A 25,546-nucleotide genomic window follows, 5' to 3' on the forward strand; every position below is an offset into this window, starting at 1 on the left:
ATGGAACCAAACGGGTGTGACAGCCGTCACTAGTGGGTGAGGGGTGTGTGCGGGTCGCTGGCGGGGGCCGCCCGACACGCCGCCACCCACCCCGGCGCCCCAGGGCCGGCCGTCCCAGGAGCATCTGTGAATCGTCGCACCCTCGCAGCGTTCGCCTTCGCGCTCGCCATGGTCGCAGGAACGATGACGGCCCACGCGGCGCACGCGGACCCGCCGGGCCCGGCCCCGTACATCGTCGGCGGGAAGCCGGCCGCTGAGGGCGCCTACCCGTGGATGACACACCTGCGACTGCACGCCGGGCCCAAGAGCAACATCTGCGGCGGGTCGCTGATCTCGCACGACATCGTCCTCACCGCCCAGCACTGCTTCGACGGCGGCGTCACCTCGGTGACCGCGGCGATCGGGACACTGAAGTTCAAGGACGCCCTCCCGGTCGGCCGGGAAAGGGTCGGCTCCACCTTCAAGCTCGGCCCGGGCCCCACCCGAGGCGACTGGGCGGTGGTCCGGTTGGACAAGGCGTACCAGGCGTCGTCGTACGCCAAACTGCCCGCTGACGGCGGACAGGATACCGCCGCCAGCCTCCGGGCCATGGGGTGGGGCCTGACAGCCGAAGGCGGCTTTGGCTCCGAGGTGCTCATGGAGGTCGACCTTCCGCCGATCACGGGCGAGCGGTGCTCCCACTACCAGCCGTTCGAACTTTGCGCCGGGGACCTCGCCAACGGCGGCATCGACACCTGCCACGGCGACTCCGGCGGACCGCTGGTGTCGCTGGCGGGGGCGTCGGCCACCGTGGTCGGGGTCACCAGCTGGGGCAACGGCTGCGCCCGTCCGGACGAACCCGGGCACTACGCCCGGGTCAGCGCTTTCGCCAAGGACATCCGGGCGGCCATCAGCGAACTCGGCGGCCAGCAGCCCGCCTGAACGGGCCGCCCCGCCTACCTGCCCGCCTTTCGGAGCGCAGCCAACCGCTTACAGAGGGTTCGGAGTTTCCCCTGGTCAAAGGGCTTCGCCTATCGACAAAACCCTATGGCGAGAGGCAGGATGTCGACACCCGTGTGAACAGCGGGACCCGTTCGGTCGAACAGGCCGAGCCAGACGCTCAGCATCCCCAGACCGGCGGACCAAGGGGCGCGGCGCCCGGCCAACGCCGCCGTCGCCTCTTGGTCCGCCTTCCGCTCCGCCGGCCGATCCGCCCCCACGAAAGGATCAGCAGCCAGATGACCCGGACACGCGCCTTCATCGCCGTCTCAGCAGCCGTCGCGGCATTCGCCGCCGCCGTCCCGGTGGCCTCCGCGGCCACGACCTCCGACTCCTCCGGCCCGGCCCAGCGCATCGTGGGCGGCAAGGCATCGACCGTCGAGTACCCGTGGATGGCTCGCATCCGGGTTCCGGTCGAGGGCAAGGGTTTCGCCATCTGCGGGGCCACTCTCGTATCCCCGGACGTGTTGCTCACCGCGCACCACTGCCTGCACGACGGTCCCGGCAACGCGACGCCGCTGCCCGGCAAGGTCGAGGCGTTCATCGGCAAACTCGACTGGAAACAGGCTGAGCCCGCGGGCCTCAAGCGGGTCGAGGCTGTCCGGCAGGCCGGCAAGGGCGTCAAGAAGGGCGACTGGGCGGTGGTCAAACTGACCGAACCGCTCCCACTGTCCGGCTACCCGCTGCTGCCCACGGCGAAGACGCACGACGCCGGTCCGACGTTCCGGGCCCTCGGCTACGGCAAGACCTCCAGCTCCGCCGCCAAGAGCGAGCAGTTCCTGCGCGAGGTGGACCTGCCGGTGATCGGCGACAGCAAGTGCGGCCAGTACGCGGCCGTCGAGGTGTGCGCGGGCGACCTGGCCAACGGCGGCATCGACACCTGCCAGGGCGACTCCGGCGGGCCGCTGCTCAAGCAGGTCGGCGCCGGCTGGGTCCAGGTCGGAGTGACGAGCTGGGGCATCGGCTGCGCCCGCAAGGGACAGGCCGGCCACTACACCCGCGTGAGCGCTTTCACTGCTGACATCCAGACGGCGATCAAGGCGATCGGCGGCCAGCCGGCCACGACTGTCAGCTAAGACCAAACTGGCCGCGGCGGTGATGCCAACCTTCGGGTCTACCTATCGCACAACCGAACAGTTGTGCGTTCCTACTGTCCGGATCGTTTGCCCGGATGGGAACCATCAGCGCCAACCTCGACAACCTGCTCGACAAGGCTGGGCCGCGGCCCCGTCGACCGCCAGGCAGTCCCGCCGCTGGCCTGATAAGGATTAGCCCCGTTCGTGCCGGGTAGAGGGGGACGTATTCGCCAATAGGAGGCACAAACGGGAGGCAATGATGACCAGCAGCCAGCTCAGCCGGGACGTCATCGACGTTCTGACCCATGACCACGAAGAGGTCACCGCGCTCATCGGCAACATCAAGACGGTGACTGATCCGATGGTCCGTCGGGACCTGACGGACACCGCCATCAGCGAAATCGTTCGGCACGCGGTGGCCGAGGAGATGTACGTATACCCCGTGATGCGCAGCTACCTCGCCAACGGCGAGGAAGCGGTCGCGCACGACATCGAGGAACACCAGGAGATCGAGGAGACCCTGGTCCGCCTAGAGGACGCGGATGTGTCAGGCGTCGACTTTGAGGCCGCGCTGAGCCAGCTGGACCGGCTCCTGGCCGAGCATGTCAAGGACGAGGAGAACAGGCAGTTTCCCGAGCTGAGGCGCTCCATTCCGCTCGAGCAGCTCGTTGAGTTGGCCGAGAAGGTGGAACGCGCCAAGAAGCTCGCGCCCACCCGTCCGCACCCGGGCGCGCCGAACAGCGAGGTGTTCCACAAGCTCGTCGGGCCCGGCGTCGGGCTGGTCGACCGCCTGCGGGACAAGCTCACCGGGCGGGTCACTGGCTGAACGCTCAGCTGCTGGCCGCGGCGGCCTGCGGCCAGAGCCGCAGGCGCCACCTACGCATTCCTAGTGCAGCCGCGCCGGCGCCTGCGAGCGTCACTATTCCGGCCAGCTCCAGCGCGGCCGCTGGGCCGATCGTGTCGCACAGCCAACCCAGGATCGGGGCGCCGAGCATGCTGCCGGCGGCTGAGGTGATACCCAGAATTCCCAGCATCCTGCCGCGCATGCGGGGGGGAGTGTCCAGCTGCAGGCGGGTGGCGATGATCGTGTCAACGACGACGGCAGCCGCGCCTATCAAGGCCATGAGGAGCGCGAACATGACGACGCCGTCGCTGAAGGCGGAGAGGGCCTGAAGCGCGCTCATCCCAGCTCCGGTGATCAGGAACAGTCGCCAGGTCAGGTGTGCTCGGCTCGCCACCGCTATCCCGCCGACGAGCGCGCCGACGCCGAAGGCGGTGGACAGCATTCCGTAGCCGGCCGCGCCCGCCGCGAGCGGTCCGTCGGCCATGGCGGCCATGGTGACCTGATAGTTGCGGCCCAGACTGCCAAGTAGGAACGCCAGCCCCAAGGCCACGATCAGAGTCCGCTGGGCGGCAAGGTACCGCACGCCTTCCCGGAAACTGCCGACTCTCGGCCCTGCCGCGTCGGTGTTCGAGGGTCGGTCGCCAGGCGTCAGATCGAAGAGCTCGGCGGTGCGCACCGCGACGACGGCTGCGATCACGAGAACGAAGGAGATGCCGTTGATGAGGAACAGCGTGGCCGTGCCCGTGGACGCCGCCAGCGCCCCGGCCACCGCGACGCCCGCGATACGGCCGCCTGAGCTGATCATCGAGCCAAGGCCCAGCGCCGTTCCCAACTGTGCCGCCGGCACCAGTGTGGCTCCGAACCGCCCGAGCGCCGGACCCTCGACCGCGGTGACGACGCCGCCCACCACAGCGCAGCCATAGACGACGGTCATTCCGCCCACTCCGGTGGCGACGGCGCCCGCGAGCCCGAACGCGGTCAACATGCGTATGACCTGGCAGGCCAACAGAACCGGTCGGACGGGTAGGCGGTCGGCGAGAGCGCCACCCCAGCCCCCGAGCAGGATCGTCGGAAGGCTGCTCAGGAGGACCGACACGCCCATCGCCGCTGCGGAGCCGGTCAGCTGCAGCACCAGAAGATTGATGCCGATGATCTGCATCCAGGCGCCCGCGACCGAGACGATGTCGGCGCCGGCCCACAGCCGGTAGTTGCGCAGGCTAAGCGGATGCAGTATTCGGGGAAGAACCACCGGGGCCCTCTCGGTTGTTGGCGACCCGAAGGCGGGGGCCGCTCCATTTCCCGATCGGACGGGTTCGCACCTGCGAAACCGGTAATCCCTTTGTCACTTCTCCCGCTACCCGAAGGCAACCTACCGCCGATGGCGGTCACGGGGCCGCTCCGACGTCAGTCCCCTAACGGATAGGTAGAATCCGCCGCCGTCTCGAATCTCAGCTCGGCGCTTTCGGTAATGCCGTCGACCTGAACCCAGTGTGGGTCCAGCCCCGGTTCGGCGGCCTGGTCCAGGAAGAAGTCATCGGTCACAGTTAGATCTTCCATGCTCAACTCCGCTGGTCCGGCGCCGTTGGGGGCGGGGCGCAGATATGTCCGACCTTCGTGACCGTGAGTTCGTCGAGAAGCTCAGGTCCGTACCCGAAGCCCTGCCCGCTGCCGCGCCGCGGCTGCGCTGCCCCACCTGGCGCACCGCCGAAGACCGCGTTGATCTTCACCGTTCCCACCGGTAGTTCGTAGACCGCCTGCTGCGCGTGTCCCATCGACGGGGTGAGGACCGTTGCTGCCAGTCCGTACGGGGATCCACCGGCTCGGGAAAGTGCCTCGGCGAATGAGCGCACCACCATCACCGGGGCCACTGGACCGAACGTCTCCTCGTGTACCACCGCCATCTGGTCGGTGCAGTCGGTCAGTACGGTGGCGGGGTAGTAGGCCCCGGGCCCGTCGGGCGCCACACCGCCGCAGCGGACGCTGGCGCCGGCCCGGACGCTGGCCGCCACCTGGGCGTGCACGGCGTCCCGGTGGGCGACATCGACCAGCGGACCCAAAGTCGTCGTTGGATCCGTCCCAGGCCCCATGCGGAGCCGCCCGGCCTGTTCGAGCAGGGCGACCACGAACGCGTCCGAGATTGCCTCATGCACATAGACACGTTCCACCGCCGTGCAGATCTGGCCTGCGTTCGCGAACGCCCCCACCGCGGCCTGCTCGGCCGCCCAGCGCGGATCAACCCCGCTGTCGACGATGAGCGGGTCGCTGCCACCGTTCTCCAACAACGCCTTGGCCCCGGTGGCCGCGCACGCGGCGGCAATGGCCCTACCGGTGCGGGTAGCGCCGACGTGGGCGACCACGTCGACCGCGGCTCCGGCGAGCGCGGCGCCCACGGCCGGACCTCCATTGACCAGAGAGATCACGCCTTCGGGCAACTCCTCGGCGAAGCATCGCGTCAACAGGTAGCCCACGCCCGGCGTACGCTCGCTGGGTTTGTGAACCACGACATTGCCGGTGACCACAGCTGCCGCGAGCAGGCCGCAGGCCACGGCGACAGGATCGTTCCACGGAGTGATGGCCGCCACCACGCCTCGTGGCCGATGGAGCATCAGATCGAGCGCGTCGGTGCGGCCCATCAGGCTGCGCCCGCGGTGTAACGGTCCGAGTTCGGCGTACTGGCGCACTGTTGCCACGGCCGCTCGGACGCTGTCGCGGCTGCTGGCCAGCGGCCGTCCCATCTCAGCTGTGGTCGCGGCGGCCAGCGGCTCCAGTTGGGCCGCGATGCGATCGGCGACGGCATGCAACATCGTCGCCCGCTCGCCAGCCGTGACGAAGGCCCAGGAGTCCTCGACGGAGCGGGCGGTCTTCACCGCGGCGGCGACGTCCGACTGTGTCGCCTGCGGCACATGGGTCACCGTCCCGCCGTTGGCGGGGTCACATACGTGGAAATGGTCGGCTCCGGACTGCCATCGACCCTCGATCAGGTGCTCCACTGAGATCATTGCCCGTGGATTCCCGCTGCCGCCGTGATTAAACGGGATCTCTGCGCCCGGTGGATTAGAAGCGGACCGGCGGGGTAACGGGCAGACCATGAAGGTGCTCGGGATCAATGCCATCTTCCACGACCCCGCTGCGGCGCTGGTGGTCGACGGCCGGATCGTGGCCGCCGCCGAGGAGGAGCGGTTCAGCCGTCGTAAGCACGGCAAACGGCCGGTTCCCTTCTCCGCGTGGGAGTTGCCTGAGCGCGCGGCCGCCTGGTGTCTAACGCACGGTGGCGTCGCCGCCAGTGACCTGGACGCTGTCGCGTACTCGTTTGACCCGCGAATCTGTGAACCGAGCGAAGCAGTCGGCCTCGCCGACCCGTGGGACTGGCTACGACAGCAGTACGCAGCGCGGACGCCCCAGTTCCTCGCCGCCGCCCTCCCCGGACTGGACCCGGGCATCGTTCAGTTCGTGCCGCATCACATCGCCCACGCCGCATCGGCGGGCCTGGCTGTGCCGCACAACGCGAGCGCCGATCGGGCCGTGCTGGTGTTGGACGGACGCGGTGAGGTCGCCAGCCACCTGGCCGGCGTGTACCGCGGCGGCGAGCTGACGCAGCTGGCTCAGCAGCGGTTGCCGCACTCGCTGGGCCTGCTGTACGAGGACCTCACCGAGCGCCTCGGGTTCCTACGCTCCAGCGACGAGTACAAGGTGATGGCGCTCGCCTCCTACGGCCGGCCACGGCACCTCGGTCTGCTACGCGAGCTGATCCAGGTCACCGATGAGGGCGGGTTCAAGGTCCAGCCCATCCACTGGGACACCCTAGCCAAGCAGGTCGAGGGCGCCGAATTCACTGAGGACCATGCTGATCTCGCCAGCAGCGTGCAGACCCGGATCGAGGAGGTCATCCTCCAACTCGCCCGGTGGACGCATGACGCCAGCGGCGGCGCCCGTACGTTGACGTTGGCTGGCGGGGTAGCGCTCAACTGCGTCGCGAACGCCAGGCTGGCCGCCGAGAGCCCGTACGAACGGATCTGGGTCCAGCCCGCCGCGGGGGACGCCGGCACGGCGCTGGGAGCGGCGTTGCATGCGAGCGCGGCGGCCGGTACGGCCACTGACGCGATGACCGGCGCGGATCTTGGGCGAGGCTACTCCGACGAGGAGATCGAGGCGGAACTGCGGCGGGCGGGCCTGCCCTACTACAAGCCACCTTCCATTGCGCTGGAGGCCGCCCGTGTGCTGGCAGACGGGGGCATCGTCGCCTGGTTCCAGGGGCGCGCAGAGTACGGGCCCCGCGCGCTGGGCCACCGATCGCTGCTGGCCCATCCTGGCGACCGGAACATGACACGTCGCCTCAACGAGGTCAAGGGCAGGGAGCAGTTCCGCCCGGTGGCGCCGATGGTGCTCGCCGAGCGGGCCCCGGAGATCTTCGAGGGTCAACTACCAAGCCCGTACATGTTGTTCGTGCACCGGGTCCGTCCAGGCTGGGTGGATCGGATTCCTGCTGTCACTCACGTCGACGGAACGGCCCGGGTCCAGACGGTTGCTGCGGAGTCCGAGCCCTTGGTGGCGGAGATGCTGAGCGAGTTCGACCGGCTCACTGGTCTGCCCGTCGTAGTCAACACCTCGCTGAACACGGCCGGCCGTCCCATTGTCGACACTCCGCGGGAGGCGATGGAGCTGTTGGGGTCCGCCCCGGTCGCGTTGCTCGCCATGGGCCCGTTCGCTGTCCGGCGGGACAACGCCTACCGGACCGGTCCGTCCGACCCGGGCGCTACTGCCCCGGCCGACGAGGGATGAGGAATGAGCGCGAAGATCAGCGTCGTCGTCCCGACAGTCGGCCGACCCAGCCTGTCTGTCCTGCTGGCAGCCGTCACCGGTAGGGGCTGCGCAGACGAGATCCTGGTGGTGGACGACCGGCGGACGCCGGACCCACCGTTGGTCATTGCGCCGGGCGTGCGCTTAATCCGGGGTCCGGGTCGCGGCCCGGCAGCAGCGCGTAACTGTGGCTGGCAGGCTGCTGCTGGCGAGTGGATCGCATTTCTCGACGACGATGTCGTCCCGGCCGCGAACTGGTCGAGCGTTCTGCGTCAGGATCTGCTGATGGCGCCCGCCAGCGTCGGCGCTGTGCAGGGGCGGCTTGCCGTTCCGCTGCCCGCGGACCGGCGCCCGACCGACTGGGAGCGTTGCACTTCTGCGCTGGCCCAGGGCAGGTGGATCACCGCCGACATCTCCTACCGCCGGACGGCCCTAGCCGCGGTGGGGGGATTCGACGAGCGGTTCCCTGCGGCGTATCGGGAGGACGCCGAGCTGGCACACCGGGTGCGCATGGCGGGCTGGACACTGGTTCGTGGCGCTCGTCAGGCTGCTCATCCGGTTCGACCGGAGGGCCCGTGGGTCAGTGTCCGTGCCCAGCGCGGCAATGCCGATGACGCTCTGCTGCGGCGCCTGTACGGTCCGCGTTGGCGCTCGGCGCTGGAGCTGCCGACGGGTCGACGGGGCAACCACGTGGTGATCTGTGTCGCGGGCGCTCTTGCGGTGATCGCTGGGCTGGGCTCCCGCCGCGGAACCCAGGTGTGGACGCAGATGGCGGCCTTGGCGGCCGGTCTGTGGGCTGGTGGAGTGGCGCAGTTCGCCAGCGCCCGGATCAGGCCGGGCCCCCGGACCGCGACAGAGGTCGTCACCATGGCCGTCACCAGCGCCATCATTCCTCAGGTCGCTGTCAGCCACTGGCTCCACGGTTGGTGGAGGTCTCGGGGCGCGAAGCCGCTGATGCCCGTGCCGCCGCACCGTTCGGCGCCGAGCCCCAGTGCGGGCGATGGCGCGCTGGCAGGGGCCCGATGACCTCGGGGCGTCGTTTCGACGCGGTGTTGTTCGACCGCGACGGCACGCTCATCGTCGACGTTCCCTATAACGGCGACCCAGCCAGGGTGACGCCCGTGCCCGGCGCCAGGCTGGCGTTGGATCGGCTGCGCGAGGCGGGGCTGCGGCTCGGGGTCGTCACCAACCAGTCGGGTCTGGCCCGCGGCCGGTTCACCCGGGAGCAGTTGCGTGCGGTCAACGAACGGGTGCAGCAGCTGCTCGGTCCGTTCGACACCTGGCAGATCTGCCCACACGACGACAACGACCGCTGCGCCTGCCGGAAGCCCGCGCCCGAGCTGGTGCGCGCCGCCGCCCGGGCTCTGGGCACGACGGCGGACCGGTGCGTTGTCGTCGGTGACATCGGTCGGGACATGGCCGCCGCGCTGGCAGCGGGCGCCGCGGGCATTCTGGTTCCCACCGACGTCACCCTGAAAGCCGAGGTCGCCGCCGCGCCGACGGTCGCCGGCGATCTTGCCCACGCCGTGGACCTGATTCTCCGTCGACAACGGCTGCTGACCGTCGCCTCTGCCCGTCCAGGCCGGGGCGGGCATGTGCTGGCCATCCGGGCCGACTCGCTGGGAGACATGGTGGTCACCGGCCCGGCGATCCGGGCCCTGGCCGCCGGCGCCGACCGGCTGACGCTGTGGTGCGGGCCACGTGGGAGGGCGGCCGCCGAACTGCTCCCCGGCGTGGACGCGATCCGCGAATGGCACACGCCCTGGATCGACGCCGAGCCGCGACCGGTCGAGGCGGACCAGATGCGGACGCTGGTCGACCAGCTCAACGCCGAGCAGATCGACGAGGCGGTGATATTCACCAGCTTCCACCAGTCCTGCCTGCCCACGGCGCTGCTGCTGCGCCTGGCCGAGGTGCGGCGGATCAGCGCCATCAGCGACGACTACCCCGGCAGTCTGTTGGACGTACGACACCGACCGCCGCTGGGGTTGCCCGAAGCCGAACGGGCGCTGTCGCTGGCGGCGGCGGCCGGCTTCGCGCTGCCCGCTGGCGACGACGGCCGACTGGCGCTCGACACGGTACGTGTCAGGGCCGCCGCCGTGGAGATCCCAGCGCAGCTGCGCGGCCGATCGTTCGTGGTGGTGCATCCAGGCGCCAGTGTCCCCGCCCGAGCGTGTTCGCCGGCCAGGTGCGCCCCCATGGTCGCAGCGTTGGCCCGCGCCGGCCACACCGTCGTGGTCACCGGCGGGCCCGACGAACGAGCGCTGACCGCATCGGTCGCGGACCGGCACGCGATGGACCTCGGTGGCCGGCTCAGCCTGGCCGGACTCGCCGCGCTGCTAGCCGCCGCGGACATCGTCGTGGTGGGCAACACCGGACCGGCGCACCTCGCAGCGGCGGTCGGCGCCCCGGTCGTCAGCCTGTTCGCCGCCACCGTCCCGTTCGGTCAGTGGAGCCCGTACCGGGTGCCCACCGCGCGGCTGGGAGACGCGATGGCGTCCTGCCGTAACAGCCGGGCCCTCAACTGCCCCACGCCTGCACACCACTGCCTGGACCAGATCGAACCGACCGCGGTGATGGAGGCCGTCGCCACGCTCGGTCGGAACTCCAACGGAGAGGCAGCGCGATGAACATCCTACTGTGGCACATGCACGCAGCCTGGACCTCGTCGCTGGTCCAGGGCAAGCACCGCTACCTCATCCCGGTCACCCCCGACCGGGGTCCTTTCGGGCGTGGCCGGGCCCGCACCTACGACTGGCCGGACACTGTCGAGGAGCGAACACCGGCGCAGCTCGCCGACGATGACATCGACGTTGTCATCGCCCAGAGTCCCGAGGAGGTGGAGCTGGCGACCCGCTGGATTGGCCGACGGGTCGGCCGCGACATCCCCCTGGTCTACGTCGAACACAACACCCCCAAGGGCGCCGTTCCCGATAGCCGTCATCCGATGGCTGACCGGGACGATGTTGTTGTCGCCCATGTCACCCACTTCAACGCCGCCTTCTGGGACACCGGGGCCACCCGTTGCACGGTGATCGAACACGGCATCCAAACTCCGGTCCCGCGGTGGACCGGCGAGCTTGACCGGATCGGGGTGGCCATCAACGAGCCGGTCCGCCGTTGGCGGACCACCGGAACCGACCTGCTGCCACGGTTCGCCGCCGTGGCACCGGTGGACGTGTTCGGGATCGACGCAGCCGCGCTGCCTGAGCGCCTGGGACTGCCCGGCGAGGCAGTCGTCGGCCACGACGACCCGCCGCAGGCCGCCATGCACGCCGCGATGGCCCGCCGTCGGCTCTATCTGCACCCGCACCGGTGGACATCGCTGGGGCTGAGTCTGCTGGAGGCGATGGCGATGGGGATGCCCGCCGTGGTGTTCGCCACCACTGACGCGATCGCCGCCGTGCCGCCGCAGGCGGGGGTGCTCAGCACCAACCTCGACGAGTTGGTCGACGGCGCGCGTTGGTTGGTCGAGGACGCGTCGGCCGCAGCCCGGGTGGGTAGGAAGGCCGCCGAGGCCGTCCGTGCCCGGTACGGCGTTGACCGGTTCCTCGCTGACTGGGACCGCCTACTGGAGGAGGCGACGTGCGGATAGCAATGATCTCGGAACACGCCAGCCCGCTGGCCGTACTGGGCACCATCGACGCGGGGGGTCAGAACACCCACGTAGCGGCGCTGGCCCAGGCGCTGGGGGCCCGGGGCCACGATGTGCGGGTGTACACCCGCCGCGACGCGGTCGAACTGCCCGAACGGGTGGCGTTCGCCGCGAACGTTGAGGTCGCGCACGTTCCGGCCGGGCCTGCGCGCCCAGTACCCAAGGACGAGCTCCGGCCCTTCATGGAGCCCCTCGGCGACTGGCTCGCCAGCCGGTGGCAGGCCGAGGGGTGGATCCCCGACATCATCCACGCGCACTTCTGGATGAGCGGCGTCGCCGCCTTGCGGGCGGCTGACCCGTGGCGTCTCCCGGTCGTCCAGACGTTCCACGCGCTCGGTGTCGTGAAACGCCGTCATCAGGGAGCAGCCGACACCAGCCCACCTGAGCGGCTCAATGACGAACGGATGCTCTGCCAGCGGCTCACGGGCGTGGTCGCGCAGTGCCGCGATGAGATCCGCGAGCTGCGCCGACTGGAGTTGGCGCCGGAGAAGGTGACTCTTATCCCGTCGGGAGTTGATCTGGTCCGATTCCAGTCGACTGGACCGGCAGCGCCCAGGAGCCAGCGGCGTCGCGTCATCGCCGTCGGTCGGTTGGTCGAACGCAAGGGGCACGCGGACCTGATCCGCGCCATGTGCCGAGTCCCTGACGCCGAATGCGTGATCATCGGCGGTCCGGTCCTAGCCGAGCTGGACGACGACCCCGTGGCCAGGGAACTGCGGGCCCTGGCCACCCAACTTGGACTCGCCGACCGGGTGCGCCTCACCGGGCAGATCCCGGCCGAACAGATGCCGCACTGGTACCGGTCGGCGGACGTGCTCGTCTGTCCTCCCTGGTATGAGCCGTTCGGCCTCACCCCGCTCGAGGCGATGGCCTGTGGTTTGCCGGTGGTGGCGACCGCGGTGGGCGGACACACCGACACCGTAGCGCCGGGCATCACCGGAGACCTTGTCCCGGCGCGCGACCCGGACGCCCTGGGCCGGACGATCCAGGATCTGTTATCCGACGGCGTCCGCCACCGCGCCTACAGCAGGGCTTCGTTGCGTCGGGTCCGCACACGGTACGGCTGGGATCACTGCGCGACCCGGATGGAGTCGATGTACCGCCGGATCGCCGCCCACACCCTCACGGAGGTCACCGCATGATGTCCCCCCCTGACCGCTCGATTCTGGATGAACACCTCGATGACCTGTCCACCGCGCTGGCCTTGTTTCGTGAACGGGCCGCCCGGCTGCTCCCCCGGTGGGGCCAGGACCTGGCCTGGACGATGGGCAATGGCGGACGCCTGCTCGTGGCCGGCAATGGCGGCAGCGCCGCCGAGGCCCAGCACCTCACCGCCGAGCTGGTCGGACGCCTGCGGCACGACCGTGCGCCGCTGTCCGCGTTGTGCCTGTCGGCCGAGACCTCCAGCCTGACCGCTATCGGGAACGACTACGGATTCGATGAGATCTTCGCGCGTCAGGTACGCGCCCACGGCCGTCGCGACGACATCCTCATCCTGCTTTCCACCAGCGGCGGCAGCCCGAATCTGGTGAAGGCCGCCGACGCGGCGGCCGAACTGGGTCTACGGACCTGGGGCATGGTGGGCCGACCCGACAGTCCGCTGGGGCGGCGCTGCGACGAGACGCTCGCCCTTCCGGGCCTCGACCCGCAGATCGTGCAGGAGCTGCACCTGGTAGCCGTCCACGTCATCTGCGAGCACGTCGACCTGACCCTGCCCAAGGTGCGGGAGATCACCGACTCCTACGCCAGCGACGATCTGGTCGGCTCCCTGTCGACTGCCAGCGCCGGGCCGGTGCCGTGATGGCGAAACGACTGGCCATCGTGGGTGATGTGCTCCTAGACCGGGACATCAACGGCGAGGTCCACCGGATCGCTCCGGATGCCCCGGCGCCCGTCCTGGACGAGAGCGGCTTCGCCGACCGTCCCGGCGGCGCCGGTCTGGCCGCGATGCTCGCCGCCGCCGACGGCCACGACGTCACCTTGATCACCGCGTTGTCGGACGACGCCGGAGGGGCCAGGCTGAGTGATCTGCTCACCGCCGCGGGCGTCACGGTGATCGGTCTCGCGGTCAGTGGCCCAACGGCCGAGAAGGTGCGTTTCCGCGCCGGCGGTCAGGTTCTCATGCGCTGGGACCGGGGCGGTCCCGCGTCGACGACGAAGCCGGCTCCTCCCTGCCCGGACGCCCTCGCCGCGCTGCGAGCCGCTGAAGCGGTGGTTGTCAGCGACTACGGCCGGGGCGTGACTCGCCAGCAGCAGCTCCGCGAGGCCCTGGCTGACATCTCGGCGCCGGTGGTCTGGGACCCGCACCCCGGCGGTGGACCAGCCATCGCCGGAGTGAGTCTGCTGTCGCCGAACATGCGTGAGGTCGAGGTCCTGACCGGGGTGCGCGGAGTTCCGCAGCTTGGGGCCGTCGCCCATGGGGCGCGTCGGCTGCGCGACCAGTGGCGGGCAGCCGCAGTGGCAGTGACGATGGGTTCACGCGGCGCCCTCGTCGCGCTGTCGGCGCCCACACCGCAGCTGGTACACGCGCCTCGCCAGAGCGCGGGCGACCCGTGCGGGGCCGGTGACCAGTTCGCCGTGGCCGCAGCCGTGGCTTTGGCTGAGGGCTGTTCCACCGTGCACGCCGTGCAGCGGGCGGTGAGCCGAGCCACCACCTACGTGGCTGACGGCGGGGTGGCCACTTTGCTGCGAACGGCCGCCGACCCCTCGCCGCTGGCGCCCAGTCCACTGCTTTTCGACGGTCGGCAGGACGCCGCCGGGGCCGCAGCGGTCGTGTCGCGGGTGCGTGCCGCCGGCGGCGTGGTCGTCGGCACGGGCGGCTGCTTCGACCTGCTGCACGCCGGCCACGTCGCGACTCTGGAGACCGCGCGCGCACTGGGCGACTGCCTGATCGTCTGCCTCAACTCCGACGAGAGCGTGCGGGTCATCAAGGGTCCGGCCAGGCCGTTGATGGGTCAGAACGATCGCGCCCGACTTCTAAAGGGCCTGTCCAGCGTGGACGCGGTTGTCGTCTTCGACGAGACCGAGCCTGATGCCGTCCTGTCCTGGCTCCGGCCCGACATCTGGGTCAAGGGCGGGGACTACAGCGATCCGGCGGCGCTCCCGGAATCTGAGCTCATCGCAGGCTGGGGCGGGCAGAGCGTTGTCGTTCCGTACGTGGACGGCCTCTCGACCACTCAGATCATCGCGGCGGCGCGGGCGCCCGATCCCAGCGGGACCGGGCAACAGTCCGTCGCCCACCGACAGGAGGTAAAGGCGTGACCGGAAAGGTGCTGGTGACCGGTGGAGCGAGCGGTCTGGGGGCGGCGGTCGTCACGGCCGTGCGCAAGGCTGACGGCGAGCCGTGCGTCCTCGACCTACGCCCGCCGACCGAGGACGTTCCCTACGAGCAGTGCGACCTCGCGGACAGCGCCGCGGCCCACAGCGCCACCGAGCGGATCATCGAACGGATGGGGGGTGTCGACGCTGTCGTCGCCGCCGCCGGCGTGGACGTTCCCGGGAGGTTGGAGGATGTGCCGGCGCAGCAGTGGGAGCGGGTCGTCCGGATCAACCTGTTCGGCACGGCCGCTGTGATCCGCGCCGCCCTGCCCACCCTCCGGGCCAGTCACGGATCGGTGGTCACGGTGGCCTCCACGCTGGGCGTGAAGGCGGTCAGCGACGCCAGCGCCTACTGCGCCAGCAAGTTCGGCGTTGTCGGCTTCACCCGTGCCTTGGCGGCTGAGCTGGCCGGTGAGGTGGGGGTGACGCTGCTGGTGCCCGGTGGCATGCGGACGGCGTTCTTCGACGACCGCGCCGAGCAGTACCGTCCGGGTCCGGACGTTGTCCTCAACGACCCGGACAACGTCGCGCAGACAGTGTTGTTCGCGATCAGCCAACCGGCTGGCTGCGCCGTGCGGGAGCTGGTCGTCTGCGCCGCCCAGGAGTCGTCCTACCCATGATCCTGGTGCTACGCGCGCTCGGGATCGGCGACCTGGCCACGGGGGTGCCGGCCATCCGTGGCCTTCGTCGCGCCTTTCCCGACGAATGCCTGACGCTGGCCGTTCCACGCTGGCTGGAGCCGCTGGTCTCCCTGATCGGCAGGGTCGACCGTGTGGACCCCACTGATGGTCTGGCGCCCCGCCGCTGGCCTGGACCGTCTCCCCGGGTTGCCGTCAACCTGCACGGCCGGGGTCCCCAGTCGCACGCCTTGCTGGCGGCCGCGGGCGCCAGCGCGATGTGGGGATTCGCCTGCGCCGGTTTTCCGGCCGGTCCCCGATGGTCGGCCGACGAGCACGAGGTCCAGCGATGGCGCCGGATGTTGGCTTGGTTCGGCGTCGACAGCGACCCCACTGACCTGACCCTGCGCCGGCCAACCGAGCCGGCGGCAGTCAGCCAGGCGACGATCATCCATCCAGGGGCGAAGGCGCCGCAGCGACGGTGGCCGGCCGATCGGTTCGCGACAGTGGCGCGCGAGCTGGCCGCGGCAGGACATCTGGTCGTGGTGACCGGCTCAGCCGGCGACCGGCCACTGGCGATGTCGGTCGCCGCCGCAGCAGGGCTGCCCGCCGAGGCAGTGTTGGCTGGGTACACGGACACCGGTGGTCTGGCCGCCGTCATCGCCGACTCCCGCCTGGTGATCAGCGGTGACACGGGCGTCTCCCACCTGGCTACGGCGTTCGGTCGTCCCTCGGTGACCCTCTTCGGTCCGATTTCGCCACGGCTCTGGGGGCCGCCAGCGCGCGCCCGGCACCGCACGCTGTGGGCGGGGCCGACCGCCGGACGGACGTCACCTGACGATGGACCACACCCGGCCCTGGCTGCCCTGTCCGTGCCGCAGGTGCTGGACGCCGCCGAGCAGGCGCAGGCCGGTCACTGCGAGAGCGGTTGAGGACAGCCGCCGCCACCGTGGCAGCGCCGGTCAGCGCCGCGGCGGGTCTACACGGCCCAACCGGCCGCCGGCCCTGTTCGGGCGCGCCTAATGTGTCAGCACCCGGTGCAGAAACTCGCGGGTCCGGGCCTCCGTCGGGCTGCCGAGGACGTCGGCCGGCGGGCCGGCTTCGACGACCTGACCACCGTCCATGAACACCACCCGGTCGGCGACCTCGCGGGCGAAGCCCATCTCGTGCGTGACGACCATCATGGTCATGCCCTCTGCCGCCAGCGAACGCATCACCGCCAGCACCTCGCCGACCAGCTCCGGGTCCAGGGCGCTGGTGGGCTCGTCAAAGAGCATCAGCTCGGGGCTCATCGCCAACGACCTGGCGATCGCCGCCCGCTGCTGCTGCCCGCCGGACAGCTGCGCCGGGTAGGCGCCGGCCTTGTCGGCCAGGCCGACCCGTTCGAGGTTCTCCCGGGCGATCAGCTCGGCGTCGGCGCGGGAGCGTTTGAGGACACGCCGTTGGGCGATGGTGAGGTTCGCCAGGACGCTGAGGTGCCCGAACAGGTTGAAGGACTGGAAGACCATGCCGATGGTGCGGCGCAGGCCGTCAAGGTCGCAGTCCGGGTCCGTGACCTCCACGCCGCCGACGCGCACGCTTCCGCCGTCGGGCTCCTCCAACAGGTTGACGCAGCGCAGCAGCGTCGACTTCCCCGAGCCGGACGGGCCGATGACGCAGACGACCTCGCCGAACCCGACGGACAGGTCGATGCCGCGCAGCACCTCCAACGACCCGAATGACTTGCGCAGGTCGCTGATCTCGATCGCCGGTGTGGTCACCGTCTACCCCCTCCGGGCGCCGCGGCGTTCCAGCCGGTGCACCAGCTGCGACAACGGCAGCGTGATCAGCAGGTACATGAAGCCCGCCACCAGCAGCGGCGTCGGGTTGACGTGCCGGTTCAGCTCGTCCCCGGCGAACTTGGTCACCTCGATGCTGGTGGCGGTGACGCCGAGCACGTACGCCAGCGAGGTGTCCTTGGTGAGCATGATGAACTCGTTGGTCAGCGGCGGGATGACGATCCGGAACGCCTGTGGCAGCACTATCGACACCATCGCCCGCGGGTGGCTCATGCCCAGGGTGCGGGCGGCCTCCAACTGGCCGCGCGGCACCGCCTGGACGCCCGCACGGATCGTCTCGGCCATGTACGCGGCGGCCGTCAGGCCAAGGCCGAGGGCGATGGAGCCGTAGATGCCGCCGACGATCTGCACGTCGGGGAACGCCAGCGGCACGCCGTAGCCGACGAGGAACAGCACCAGCAGCGCCGGCAGGCCCCGGAACAGCTCGATGTACGCGGTGGCGAACCACCGGTACGGCGCGATGGACGACAGCCGCATCAGCGCCAACGCCAGACCCGCCACCAGGCCGAACAGGAACGACAGGACCGTGTAGACGATGGTGTTCCGTAACGCCACCGTGACGATCTCCGGGAACATCGCGGCGGCGATGTCGAGGCGGAAGAAGGACTCGGCCAGCTTCCCCCAGTCGGCCAGCGCGCCAACCGCCACGACGACCGCGGCGAAGACGGCGTACGCGACGGCCCGGGTCAGGCGTTGTCTCTGCCGGCGGCCCAGCCGCCGTGGCGCCGGCGCTCTGGCCGCTGACGCCGGAGTCGACGAGACGCTCATGCGGTTGGCTTCTTACCGATCCACTCGTTGTAGAGCGCGTCGTAGGCGCCGTCGGCCTTGGCCGCCGCGATCACCTCGTTGATGGTGGCCAGCAGACGCGGGTCGCCGCCCTTTTTGACCGCGAACCCGTACTGCTCGCCGGTGTCGTAGCCCTCGACGACGACGAACTTGCCGGCGTTGTTCTTCATGAGGTTGTTCCACACCGGCAGGTCGTTGACCGCTCCGGCGATCTGCCGGGTGCCGAGCGCCTGCTGGAGCCCGGCGAGGTCACGGTACGACTTGATCTCCAATTTGAGGCCCTGCTTGGCGACGCGCTTCTTGAGGTAGTCCTCGCCGGTGGTCTGGGCCTGGACGCCCACTGTCTTGTTGGCCAGGTCCTCCAGCCTGGTGAACGGCTGGCCGAAGCCGATCAGCAGCGCCTGGGTGGCGTCGAAGTAAGGATCGGAGAAGGCCAGGACCTTCTTGCGGTCCTCGGTGATGGTCATTCCGGCGGCGGCGACATCACACTTGCCGGAGTTGAGGTCCTGACCGGACTTGATCCCCTCGAACGGGGTGTCGACGATCTCCTGCTTGACGTTCAGCTTCCTGGCCACCAGATCGATGAGGGCCACGTCGAAACCGACGTACTTGCCGCCGACCTTGTCCTGGAAGGGCGGGTACGGCAGGTGGGTGCAGGTGGTCAGCTGCCCGGCCTTGACCAGTGGCACGCCGGCGTCGGTGGCGCCGCCGTCGTCCTTCTTCGTGCAGGCGCCCGCGGCGATGACCAACGCCAGCAATGCTGGGACGAGCAGGGCACGGCGGGCGGCTCTCGTTGTGCGTGTCATCGCTGGATCATCGCCCACCTGCGTGGACCACGCCAACGCTGTTGGTCGATCGATGCCTGACCGTTCTTTAAGTCCGGTTGGTCGCCGCCCGCGCTGCCAGGGCGGCGCCGCGGGCGCCGGCCATGTCACGGTCGGGCGTCAGCGCGAACCGCGCCACCGCCGCCTGCTCGGCCCGCAGGGCGGTGTGCTCCCGTACCCGGGCCAGGAACCAGTCGCGGAACCGCGGGTCGGTTTCGACGACGCCTCCGCCAAGCAGGTAGACGTCCGGGTCGGTGACGTTGGCGATGACGGTGAACAGCCGTCCGATCGCCGTGGCCTGCTGCTCGAAGACCCGCAACGCCATCACGTCGCCGCGTTCGCCGTAGTCGCGCACCTGCCGGGCGGCTTCGTCGATGGGCAGGCCGCGGAGGGGGTGTCCGGGGTGCCGGCTGAGCCAGTACGGAAGCAGGTTCTGCCGGATGCCGGTGAGTGACGCGATGCTCTCGGCGTCCCCGGTGTTGCCACAGCCACACACCGGGACCGGTTGGCCGTCTTCGAGGAGGCCGTCCATGGCGAGCCGGACGTGCCCCAGCTCGCCGGCCATCCCGGCCGTCCCGGAGATCACCTGACCGGCCTGGACCAGTCCGCCGCCGAGCCCGGTGCCGACCACGACCGACACCGACGATCGTTCGGCGCCCTGCGCGCCGAGGTACGCGCGGTGGGCGTACAGGGCGGCGGCGTTGCCGTCGTTGAGGTAGGTCACCGGGAGCCCCAGCCGGTCGCTGAGGGCGCCGCGGATGTCGAAGCCCTGCCAGCCGGGGTGCTCGAAGTTCGTCGATCCTTTGATCGAGATGACGCCGTCCGCGCTGGCCGGGCCCGGGGTGTCAAGGCCGACGCCGACGACCGCGGCCGGCTCCAGCCCGGTGGCCAGCAGCACGCTGTGGAACGCCCCGGTGAGCGCGTCGAGCGCCGGCTCCGGCCCTTCCCGGACCCGGCTGGGGCTCTCGATGAGCCGGTCCACCAGGAACCGGCCGTCGTCGTCGAGCACGGTGACATTGTTCGTGGTGCCGCCGTTGTCGATACCGACGATAACCGGCAAACTGCGATTCATCACATCATCCTGCCCAGGAAATCCTCTCCCGCCCGCTACTTCCCCCAAGCCAGGTCAGAGACGGGCCAGCGCTTGGCGAAGAGGGTCCAGACCCAGAGCGCCGAGGTTGAGGGCGTCCCGGTGGAAGGTCTTGAGGTCGAAGTCGGCGCCCCGGCGGGCCCGAGCCTCATCGCGCGCCTGGAGCCACAGCCGTTCGCCCACCTTGTACGACGGCGCCTGGCCGGCCCAGCCGAGGTAACGGTTCACCTCGAAGCGCAGGTTCTCGTCCGCGATCCGGCAGTGCGCTCGCATGAACTCCCAGCCCAGCTCCGGTGTCCACCGCTGCCCTGGGGCGAAGCCGAACGGGTTGCCCACCGGGATCTCCAGTTCCAGGTGCATGCCGATGTCGACGATCACCCGGGCGGCCCGGAGCGCCTGGGCGTCGAGCATGCCGAGCCGGTCGCCCGGATCGGACAGGTAGCCTAAATCGTCCATGAGCCGCTCCGAGTACAGCGCCCAGCCCTCGCCGTGCCCGGAGCACCAGGCGAGCTGACGCTGCCACCTGTTGAGCAGGTCGGCGCGCACCGCGGTCTGCGCGATCTGCAGATGGTGCCCGGGGACGCCCTCGTGGAAGACCGTCGTGACCTCGCCCCAGGTGGAGAAACTGTCGATGCCCTGCGGCACCGCCCACCACATCCGACCAGGCCGGGTGAAGTCCTCGCTGGGGCCGGTGTAGTAGATGGCGCCGTCGCTGGTGGGCGCCAGGCAGCACTCGATCCGGCGGACCTGCTCCGGGATGTCGAAGTGTGTGCCGTGCAACGCGGCGATGGTGCGGTCGGCCAGCTCCTGCATCCAGTCGCGGAAGGCTTCCTTCCCGACGATGGTGCGGGCCGGGTCCTTGCCCAGCGTCTCCACCGCGTCGGCGACGCTGGCGCCTGGGCCGGCGACGCGGGCCGCTTCGGCGCGCATCTCGGACTCGATCCGGTACAGCTCCTCGAAGCCCCACGCGTAGGTCTCGTCCAGGTCGATGGTGGCGCCGAGGAAGTAGCGGGAGGCCAGCGCGTAGGCGTCCCGCCCGGCAGCCTGTGTGTCCCGGCCCAGCGGGGCCAGCTCGTCGCGCAGGAACCGGCCGAACGCGGCGGTGGCCCCGGCCGCGTCGGCCGCGGTCCGGTCGAGGTCGGCGCGCAGCGCGCCGGTGGCCGACAGCCGGCGGGCCAGCCCGGGGTAGAAGTCGTCGATGGCCGGATCTGTCCAGCTGTCGCACTGAGCGGCGACGTGCAGGATCTGCGCCCGGGCCGCGACGTTCCCGGTCCGCGCCGCGTCGAGCAGGGTGTCGCGCAGCGCGAGGAGGGCGGCGGGCGTCTGCCGCAGCCTGGCGACGACGTTCGCCACCGCCGCCTCGCCATCAGTGGGCATGAGGTCGAACACCGACCGGGTGTCGTGCAGGGCGCTGCTGATGACGTTCAGCTCGCTGACGGTGTGGCCGGCCTCGTAGCGGTCGGCCTCGACCGTCAGGCGTTCGGCCATCGCGTCCCGGGCGACCTGCTCAGCCTGGTTCTGCGGCTCGGCCGCCGCCAGTTCAGCCAGGGTCAGTCGGGTGAGATCCGCCTTGGCGGCGTAACCATCGGCGCTGAAGTCGTCCAACCGGTCGTCGTGACCGGCGAGGCCGGCGTAGGTCGCGCCGATCGGGTTCAGCGTCGCCCACTGGTCCACATAAGAGTTCGCGATGTCATCGATTCGTCCCACGGCGTCAGACCCTACGCCGAACGAGGCCGCTGTGGGCGCCCGTCAGGGTCATGGCCGGCTGTCCAGGCGAGGAGGGCGTCGGCGGTCCAGGTGTTGACGATCCGGTCGGCGGGCACGCCGCAGGCGGCGGCGCGTTGGCAGCCGTAGCCCTGCCAGTCGAGCTGGCCAGGGGCGTGCGCGTCGGTGTCGACGGCGAACCGGCAGCCGGCTTCGAGAGCGTGACGGATGAGGCGTTTGGGCGGGTCGAGCCGGTCGGGCCGGGAGTTGATCTCGACAGCCTTGTCGTGCTCGGCGCAGGCGGCGAAGACGGCCGCGGCGTCGAACTCGCTCGGGGGCCGGGTCCGCCCGGCCCGGTGCCCACGGTCGCCGGAGCCGGCCAGCCCGACGGCGCTCGCCGCGACCTTACGGCCGGTGCAGTGCCCGAGGATGTCGAGGTGGGGGTTGGTGACGGCGCGCAGCATCCTGCGGGTCATCTTGTCGCAATCGTCGCGTAGGCCGCTGTGGACCGAGCCGACCACGACATCCAGGCGTCCGAGCAGCTCGTCGGTCTGGTCGAGCGAACCGTCGGCGAGAATGTCGACCTCGATGCCGGTGAGTATGCGGAAGCCGTCCGGAAGGGCGTCGTTGAGCGCGGCGACGTGGTCGAGCTGCCGGCGCAGCCGGTCTGCGGTCAGACCCCGGGCGACGGTCAGCCGCGGCGAGTGGTCGGTGAGCGCCAGGTACTCGTGGCCCAGTTCGACAGCGGCCAGCGCCATCTCCTCGATGGGGGAGCCGCCGTCGCTCCAGTCCGAGTGCAGGTGACAGTCGCCGCGTAGGGCCGAACGCAGGGCGCGGGCTGTCTCGTCGAGATCGACTCCTTCGGTGGCCAGCAGGCGCCGCAGGTAGACGGGCTCCTCGCCGGCCAGGGACTCGACAACGCATCTGGCGGTGACCTCGCCGACCCCGGCCAGCTCGATAAGCGATCCGGCCGCGGCGCGGCGACTGACCTCATCGCGGTCCAGGCTGGCCAGGGCGGCGGCGGCCGATCGGAAAGCCTTTACCCGGTAGGTGGCCTCGTTGGCCGCTTCGAGGAGAAAGGCGATGCGTCGCAGGTCGGCGATAGCGTCACGGGTTGCCATATCGCCACGTTACGTTGGCCCCCGGAGCTTTAGATCTGTTTTTGGCAATTTGAGAAGTTTAGGCAATTTTATCCGGAAATTGATTTTCTGATTTAGGCCACTTGGGGGTATTTAGTGGCTATACGTTTTTTGCGTGGAATACACCATTCTTGGGGACAGTAAGGCGAAAGGCCCGCTACGGCCGCTGCCGTCCCTTGCCGCAGCCTTCTCGGTCGTCCTCACGACTGTCCTCAGCCTCGTGGCCCCCGCCCCAGCGGCCACGGCCCAGGCAGCAGCCACGGGAACAGTCCTCGGCGGCGTCCCGATCGACACACCGCACGTCAACGGAACCGTGTGGGCGACCGCGTACGGCGGGGACACCGTCTACCTGGGCGGTGACTTCACCGCCGTCATCGTCGCCGGCCGGGCACACGTGCGAGCCGGACTGGCGGCCTTCGACGCCGCCACCGGCGCGCTGTTGCCGTGGGCGCCGGTCGCCAACGGCCGGGTCCGCGCCATCGCGGCCGACGGCGACCACGTCCATATCGCCGGGTCCTTCAGTCAGATGAATGGGCTGCCCCGCGACAGCCTCGCCAGCGTCACTGTGGAAAGCGGAACTGTCTTACCATTTCGCCATTTTGTTTCTGGCCAGCCGTACAGCGTCGCCGTCCATTCCGGCCGCCTCTACATCGGCGGCGCCTTCACCGCCGTCGACGGGCAGTCCCGCGGCAACCTCGCTGCCTTCAACCTCGCCACCGGCCTGCTCGACCCGGCCTGGCGGCCCACCGCCGACGACCACGTCAACGGCCTGGCAATCAACTCCGGCCGCCTGTACGTCGGGGGCAAGTTCCACACCATCGACGGTCAGAGAGGCGTCCGGCGCATCGCCGCGCTCAACCCCGCCACCGGCGCCATCGACCCCGGCTTCCGGTCCAGCCTCGTCTACGCCGTCATCGGACTGGGCGTCAACCAGGGCGGCGTCTACGCCGCGGTCGCCGGGCCCGGCGGACGGCTCACCGCCATGGCCCACACCGGCGCCGTCCGCTGGAGCATCACCACCGACGGCGACCCACAGGCCGTCGCCCTCCTCGATGGCATCGTCTACGTCGGCGGTCACTTCGACAACGTCTGCAGAACCTCCCGGGTCGCCTCCACCAACGGCGACTGCCTGGACGGACGGACCACGCGGGTGAAACTCGCCGCCGTCACCGAGGACGGCGTTCTCACGCCCTGGATCGCCGACGGCAACGGGGTCACCGGCGTACACACCCTGACCGCCGACCCGACCCGCCGCCGGCTGGCCGCCGGTGGCGCCTTCACCACCATCAACCGGGAACCGCGGGCCCGCTTCGCCCAGTTCGCCTGACAAGTCGCGCAGTTCGCCTGAGAAGCTGGACCGGCGGCGACGGGAGGAACACGGTGGACGACAGCAGCGGCCTGTGGGCCGACCCGCACGATGCCCACGCCCCGCGGCCCCGGCCCACGTACCGGGAACCGCACCCCGTCACTGTTCACGCCGCCGTCGCCGGTGTCGCTTTCGGAGTCCTGTGGCTGCTCGGCTGGGCGCTCGTCGCCGCCGACGTCATCGGCCTGAGCGTCGCCGGGCAGGCCATCGCCCAGGCGCTCGCCGGCGTCGTGGCCTGGGCGTGCGCGGTCCTGCTGGCCTGCCGTGGCGACCGCGGCGCCGCCGTCGGCGTCGCCCTGGGCATCACCTTCGGCTGGGCGTTGACCGGCCTGGCGCTGGTCGCCCAGTCGTGGTGACCTTGACCGCTGACGGTGAGGTTCCCGGCGTTGCGCAGGTGGTCGCCGCGGCGACCGGCTACCGTCACGCGTATCGAGACGGCCGGTCGGGGGCCGGAGCCGCCCGGCGTCATCCGCGGTCAGTCCGATCGTTGATGCGGTCAGTGCCGCGCAACCGGTTGGGGGAGTGTTGTCGTACTTCGCTGCTGCGGCGGTTCGCCACCACGACAAGTGGTCGGCAGCCGAGCTGAGCCTTTCCGGCGTCTCCGACGTCGAGGATGTCGTTGATCGACTCCGCGACGTCGCGCCGGACGCCGATCTGTCGCTGCTGTTCGTCGAGTCAGACGACTCGTACCTCGTCGTGCTGAGGCTCGACGAGGGCGAGGATCTGCGGGTCTTCGGCTCGGACTCGATCTTCGCCGCCGAGTCCCGCCTCGGGGCCTTGCTGCTCGGCGACATCGAGGCGCCCGCCCTGGAGATCGAGGAGCCGAGCGAGGCGCCAGCCGTGGTCGACGAGGAGCCCGCCCCGCGGGCCATCGAGCCCGACGTCGACCCGGTGGGCGACGCCGATCTGCTGGCCGACCTCGGTGTCAATTCGCACCGGCTGCTCGAACTGTGCGCCACCGAGGGCCTGCTGCCAGCCGACGTCACCGCCGAGGTCACGCTGCGGATCGGCTGCGCCGACGAGGTCGAGGAGCTACGCGAGGCGTGAGCCCGCCCGCCGACCGGCGCGAACGCCACCAACTGTGGATGCGTCGCGCGCTCGCCGTCGCCGCCGACCAACCCGCCGGGCCGTCGCCCGACGTGCCCGTCGGGGCGGTGGTCTTCGGCCCGGACGGCGCCGAACTGGCCAGCGGCCGCAACGAGCGTGAGTCGGGCGGCGACCCCACCGCCCACGCCGAAGTCCTCGCGCTGCGCCAGGCAGCCACCGCCGTGGGATCGTGGCGGCTGGACGGCTGCGCCCTCGTCGTCACCCTTGAGCCGTGCACCATGTGCGCGGGCGCGATCACCCTCGCCCGGATCGGCGCCGTCGTCTTTGGCGCCTGGGAACCCAAGACCGGGGCGGTCGGTTCGCTGTGGGACGTGCTGCGCGACAGCCGGCTCAACCACCGTCCCGAGGTCTACTCCGGAGTCCTGGAGGAAGAATGCTCAGCCCTGCTCCGGGCGTTCTTCCGCTGA

General features: G+C 70.4%; 24 protein-coding genes and 1 pseudogene. 16 read left to right on the forward strand and 9 right to left on the reverse strand.

Annotation, left to right across the window (positions count from 1 at the left end):
• Positions 1 to 126 precede the first annotated feature (126 nt).
• The 3 genes from ABD287_RS07050 (at position 127) to ABD287_RS07060 (ending at position 2,880) form a co-directional block, all read left to right on the forward strand.
• Positions 127 to 921 (forward strand): S1 family peptidase, encoded by a 795-nt coding sequence (locus ABD287_RS07050; RefSeq protein WP_344170096.1) that lies wholly within the window; start codon positions 127 to 129, stop codon positions 919 to 921.
• Positions 922 to 1,217: 296 nt separating this feature from the next.
• Positions 1,218 to 2,054 (forward strand): S1 family peptidase, encoded by an 837-nt coding sequence (locus ABD287_RS07055; protein ID WP_344170099.1) that lies wholly within the window; start codon positions 1,218 to 1,220, stop codon positions 2,052 to 2,054.
• A 259-nt stretch (positions 2,055 to 2,313) separates the two neighbouring features.
• Complete coding sequence (locus tag ABD287_RS07060; protein ID WP_344170101.1) at positions 2,314 to 2,880, forward strand: hemerythrin domain-containing protein; 567 nt, start codon at positions 2,314 to 2,316, stop codon at positions 2,878 to 2,880.
• Between the two features lie 4 nt (positions 2,881 to 2,884).
• Here ABD287_RS07060 and ABD287_RS07065 read toward each other — a convergent pair whose 3' ends face one another.
• From ABD287_RS07065 to ABD287_RS07075, 3 genes are all read right to left on the reverse strand, one after another.
• On the reverse strand, positions 2,885 to 4,147 hold the full coding sequence (locus tag ABD287_RS07065) for an MFS transporter (RefSeq protein ID WP_344170104.1): 1,263 nt from the start codon (positions 4,145 to 4,147) through the stop codon (positions 2,885 to 2,887).
• A 155-nt stretch (positions 4,148 to 4,302) separates the two neighbouring features.
• Positions 4,303 to 4,440, reverse strand: coding sequence for a hypothetical protein (locus ABD287_RS07070; protein ID WP_344170107.1), 138 nt, complete (start codon positions 4,438 to 4,440; stop codon positions 4,303 to 4,305).
• Positions 4,441 to 4,457: 17 nt separating this feature from the next.
• Entirely contained in the window at positions 4,458 to 5,897 is a 1,440-nt protein-coding gene (locus tag ABD287_RS07075; RefSeq protein WP_344170110.1) for an aldehyde dehydrogenase family protein, read from the reverse strand.
• Between the two features lie 88 nt (positions 5,898 to 5,985).
• Here ABD287_RS07075 and ABD287_RS07080 point away from each other — a divergent pair, with 88 nt between their 5' ends.
• The 9 genes from ABD287_RS07080 to ABD287_RS07120 are packed head-to-tail and all read left to right on the forward strand — an operon-like array spanning position 5,986 to position 16,217.
• Positions 5,986 to 7,677 carry a carbamoyltransferase family protein gene (locus ABD287_RS07080; RefSeq protein ID WP_344170113.1) on the forward strand — a complete coding sequence of 564 codons (1,692 nt, stop codon included), beginning with the start codon at positions 5,986 to 5,988 and terminating at the stop codon, positions 7,675 to 7,677.
• A gap of 3 nt (positions 7,678 to 7,680) precedes the next feature.
• Complete coding sequence (locus ABD287_RS07085; protein WP_344170116.1) at positions 7,681 to 8,721, forward strand: glycosyltransferase family 2 protein; 1,041 nt, start codon at positions 7,681 to 7,683, stop codon at positions 8,719 to 8,721.
• On the forward strand, positions 8,718 to 10,325 hold the full coding sequence (locus ABD287_RS07090) for an HAD-IIIA family hydrolase (RefSeq protein ID WP_344170119.1): 1,608 nt from the start codon (positions 8,718 to 8,720) through the stop codon (positions 10,323 to 10,325). The genes ABD287_RS07085 and ABD287_RS07090 overlap by 4 nt, the downstream gene beginning before the upstream one ends.
• A complete protein-coding gene (locus ABD287_RS07095; RefSeq protein ID WP_344170122.1) occupies positions 10,322 to 11,290 on the forward strand; it encodes a glycosyltransferase in 969 nt (322 codons plus the stop codon). Before ABD287_RS07090 ends, ABD287_RS07095 begins: the two co-directional genes overlap by 4 nt.
• Positions 11,281 to 12,492 (forward strand): glycosyltransferase, encoded by a 1,212-nt coding sequence (locus tag ABD287_RS07100; protein WP_344170125.1) that lies wholly within the window; start codon positions 11,281 to 11,283, stop codon positions 12,490 to 12,492. The genes ABD287_RS07095 and ABD287_RS07100 overlap by 10 nt, the downstream gene beginning before the upstream one ends.
• Positions 12,492 to 13,151: a D-sedoheptulose-7-phosphate isomerase gene (locus ABD287_RS07105; protein ID WP_344170962.1), complete on the forward strand. Its 660-nt coding sequence runs from the start codon at positions 12,492 to 12,494 to the stop codon at positions 13,149 to 13,151. Before ABD287_RS07100 ends, ABD287_RS07105 begins: the two co-directional genes overlap by 1 nt.
• A complete protein-coding gene (locus tag ABD287_RS07110; RefSeq protein WP_344170128.1) occupies positions 13,151 to 14,611 on the forward strand; it encodes a PfkB family carbohydrate kinase in 1,461 nt (486 codons plus the stop codon). Before ABD287_RS07105 ends, ABD287_RS07110 begins: the two co-directional genes overlap by 1 nt.
• Complete coding sequence (locus ABD287_RS07115) at positions 14,608 to 15,288, forward strand: SDR family oxidoreductase (protein WP_344170131.1); 681 nt, start codon at positions 14,608 to 14,610, stop codon at positions 15,286 to 15,288. Before ABD287_RS07110 ends, ABD287_RS07115 begins: the two co-directional genes overlap by 4 nt.
• Positions 15,285 to 16,217, forward strand: a complete 933-nt coding sequence (locus tag ABD287_RS07120; protein WP_344170134.1) for a glycosyltransferase family 9 protein — start codon at positions 15,285 to 15,287, stop codon at positions 16,215 to 16,217. Before ABD287_RS07115 ends, ABD287_RS07120 begins: the two co-directional genes overlap by 4 nt.
• A gap of 87 nt (positions 16,218 to 16,304) precedes the next feature.
• Here ABD287_RS07120 and ABD287_RS07125 read toward each other — a convergent pair.
• The 6 genes and pseudogenes from ABD287_RS07125 to ABD287_RS07150 form a co-directional block, all read right to left on the reverse strand.
• A pseudogene (locus ABD287_RS07125) lies at positions 16,305 to 16,970 on the reverse strand (amino acid ABC transporter ATP-binding protein); the annotation flags it as partial.
• A gap of 78 nt (positions 16,971 to 17,048) precedes the next feature.
• Entirely contained in the window at positions 17,049 to 17,891 is an 843-nt protein-coding gene (locus tag ABD287_RS07130) for an amino acid ABC transporter permease (protein ID WP_344170140.1), read from the reverse strand.
• Positions 17,888 to 18,715 carry an ABC transporter substrate-binding protein gene (locus tag ABD287_RS07135; protein ID WP_344170143.1) on the reverse strand — a complete coding sequence of 276 codons (828 nt, stop codon included), beginning with the start codon at positions 18,713 to 18,715 and terminating at the stop codon, positions 17,888 to 17,890. Before ABD287_RS07135 ends, ABD287_RS07130 begins: the two co-directional genes overlap by 4 nt.
• 67 nt (positions 18,716 to 18,782) lie before the next feature.
• The gene (locus tag ABD287_RS07140; RefSeq protein ID WP_425565518.1) at positions 18,783 to 19,805 is read right to left on the reverse strand and encodes an ROK family protein; all 1,023 of its coding nucleotides are present in this window, start codon (positions 19,803 to 19,805) and stop codon (positions 18,783 to 18,785) included.
• A 54-nt stretch (positions 19,806 to 19,859) separates the two neighbouring features.
• Entirely contained in the window at positions 19,860 to 21,530 is a 1,671-nt protein-coding gene (locus ABD287_RS07145; protein WP_344170149.1) for a DUF885 domain-containing protein, read from the reverse strand.
• Positions 21,531 to 21,541: 11 nt separating this feature from the next.
• Complete coding sequence (locus ABD287_RS07150) at positions 21,542 to 22,648, reverse strand: PHP domain-containing protein (protein ID WP_344170152.1); 1,107 nt, start codon at positions 22,646 to 22,648, stop codon at positions 21,542 to 21,544.
• A 133-nt stretch (positions 22,649 to 22,781) separates the two neighbouring features.
• Between ABD287_RS07150 and ABD287_RS07155 the strand changes: the two genes are divergently transcribed.
• The 4 genes from ABD287_RS07155 to ABD287_RS07170 all read left to right on the forward strand — a co-directional run bounded on the left by ABD287_RS07155 (position 22,782) and on the right by ABD287_RS07170 (position 25,546).
• Complete coding sequence (locus ABD287_RS07155) at positions 22,782 to 23,993, forward strand: PQQ-binding-like beta-propeller repeat protein (protein ID WP_344170155.1); 1,212 nt, start codon at positions 22,782 to 22,784, stop codon at positions 23,991 to 23,993.
• Positions 23,994 to 24,046: 53 nt separating this feature from the next.
• On the forward strand, positions 24,047 to 24,388 hold the full coding sequence (locus ABD287_RS07160; RefSeq protein ID WP_344170158.1) for a hypothetical protein: 342 nt from the start codon (positions 24,047 to 24,049) through the stop codon (positions 24,386 to 24,388).
• Positions 24,389 to 24,557: 169 nt separating this feature from the next.
• A complete protein-coding gene (locus ABD287_RS07165; protein WP_344170161.1) occupies positions 24,558 to 25,079 on the forward strand; it encodes a tRNA adenosine deaminase-associated protein in 522 nt (173 codons plus the stop codon).
• Positions 25,076 to 25,546, forward strand: a complete 471-nt coding sequence (locus tag ABD287_RS07170; protein ID WP_344170164.1) for a nucleoside deaminase — start codon at positions 25,076 to 25,078, stop codon at positions 25,544 to 25,546. The genes ABD287_RS07165 and ABD287_RS07170 overlap by 4 nt, the downstream gene beginning before the upstream one ends.

The organism is Pilimelia columellifera subsp. columellifera, from assembly GCF_039532605.1.
Taxonomy (GTDB): domain Bacteria; phylum Actinomycetota; class Actinomycetes; order Mycobacteriales; family Micromonosporaceae; genus Pilimelia; species Pilimelia columellifera.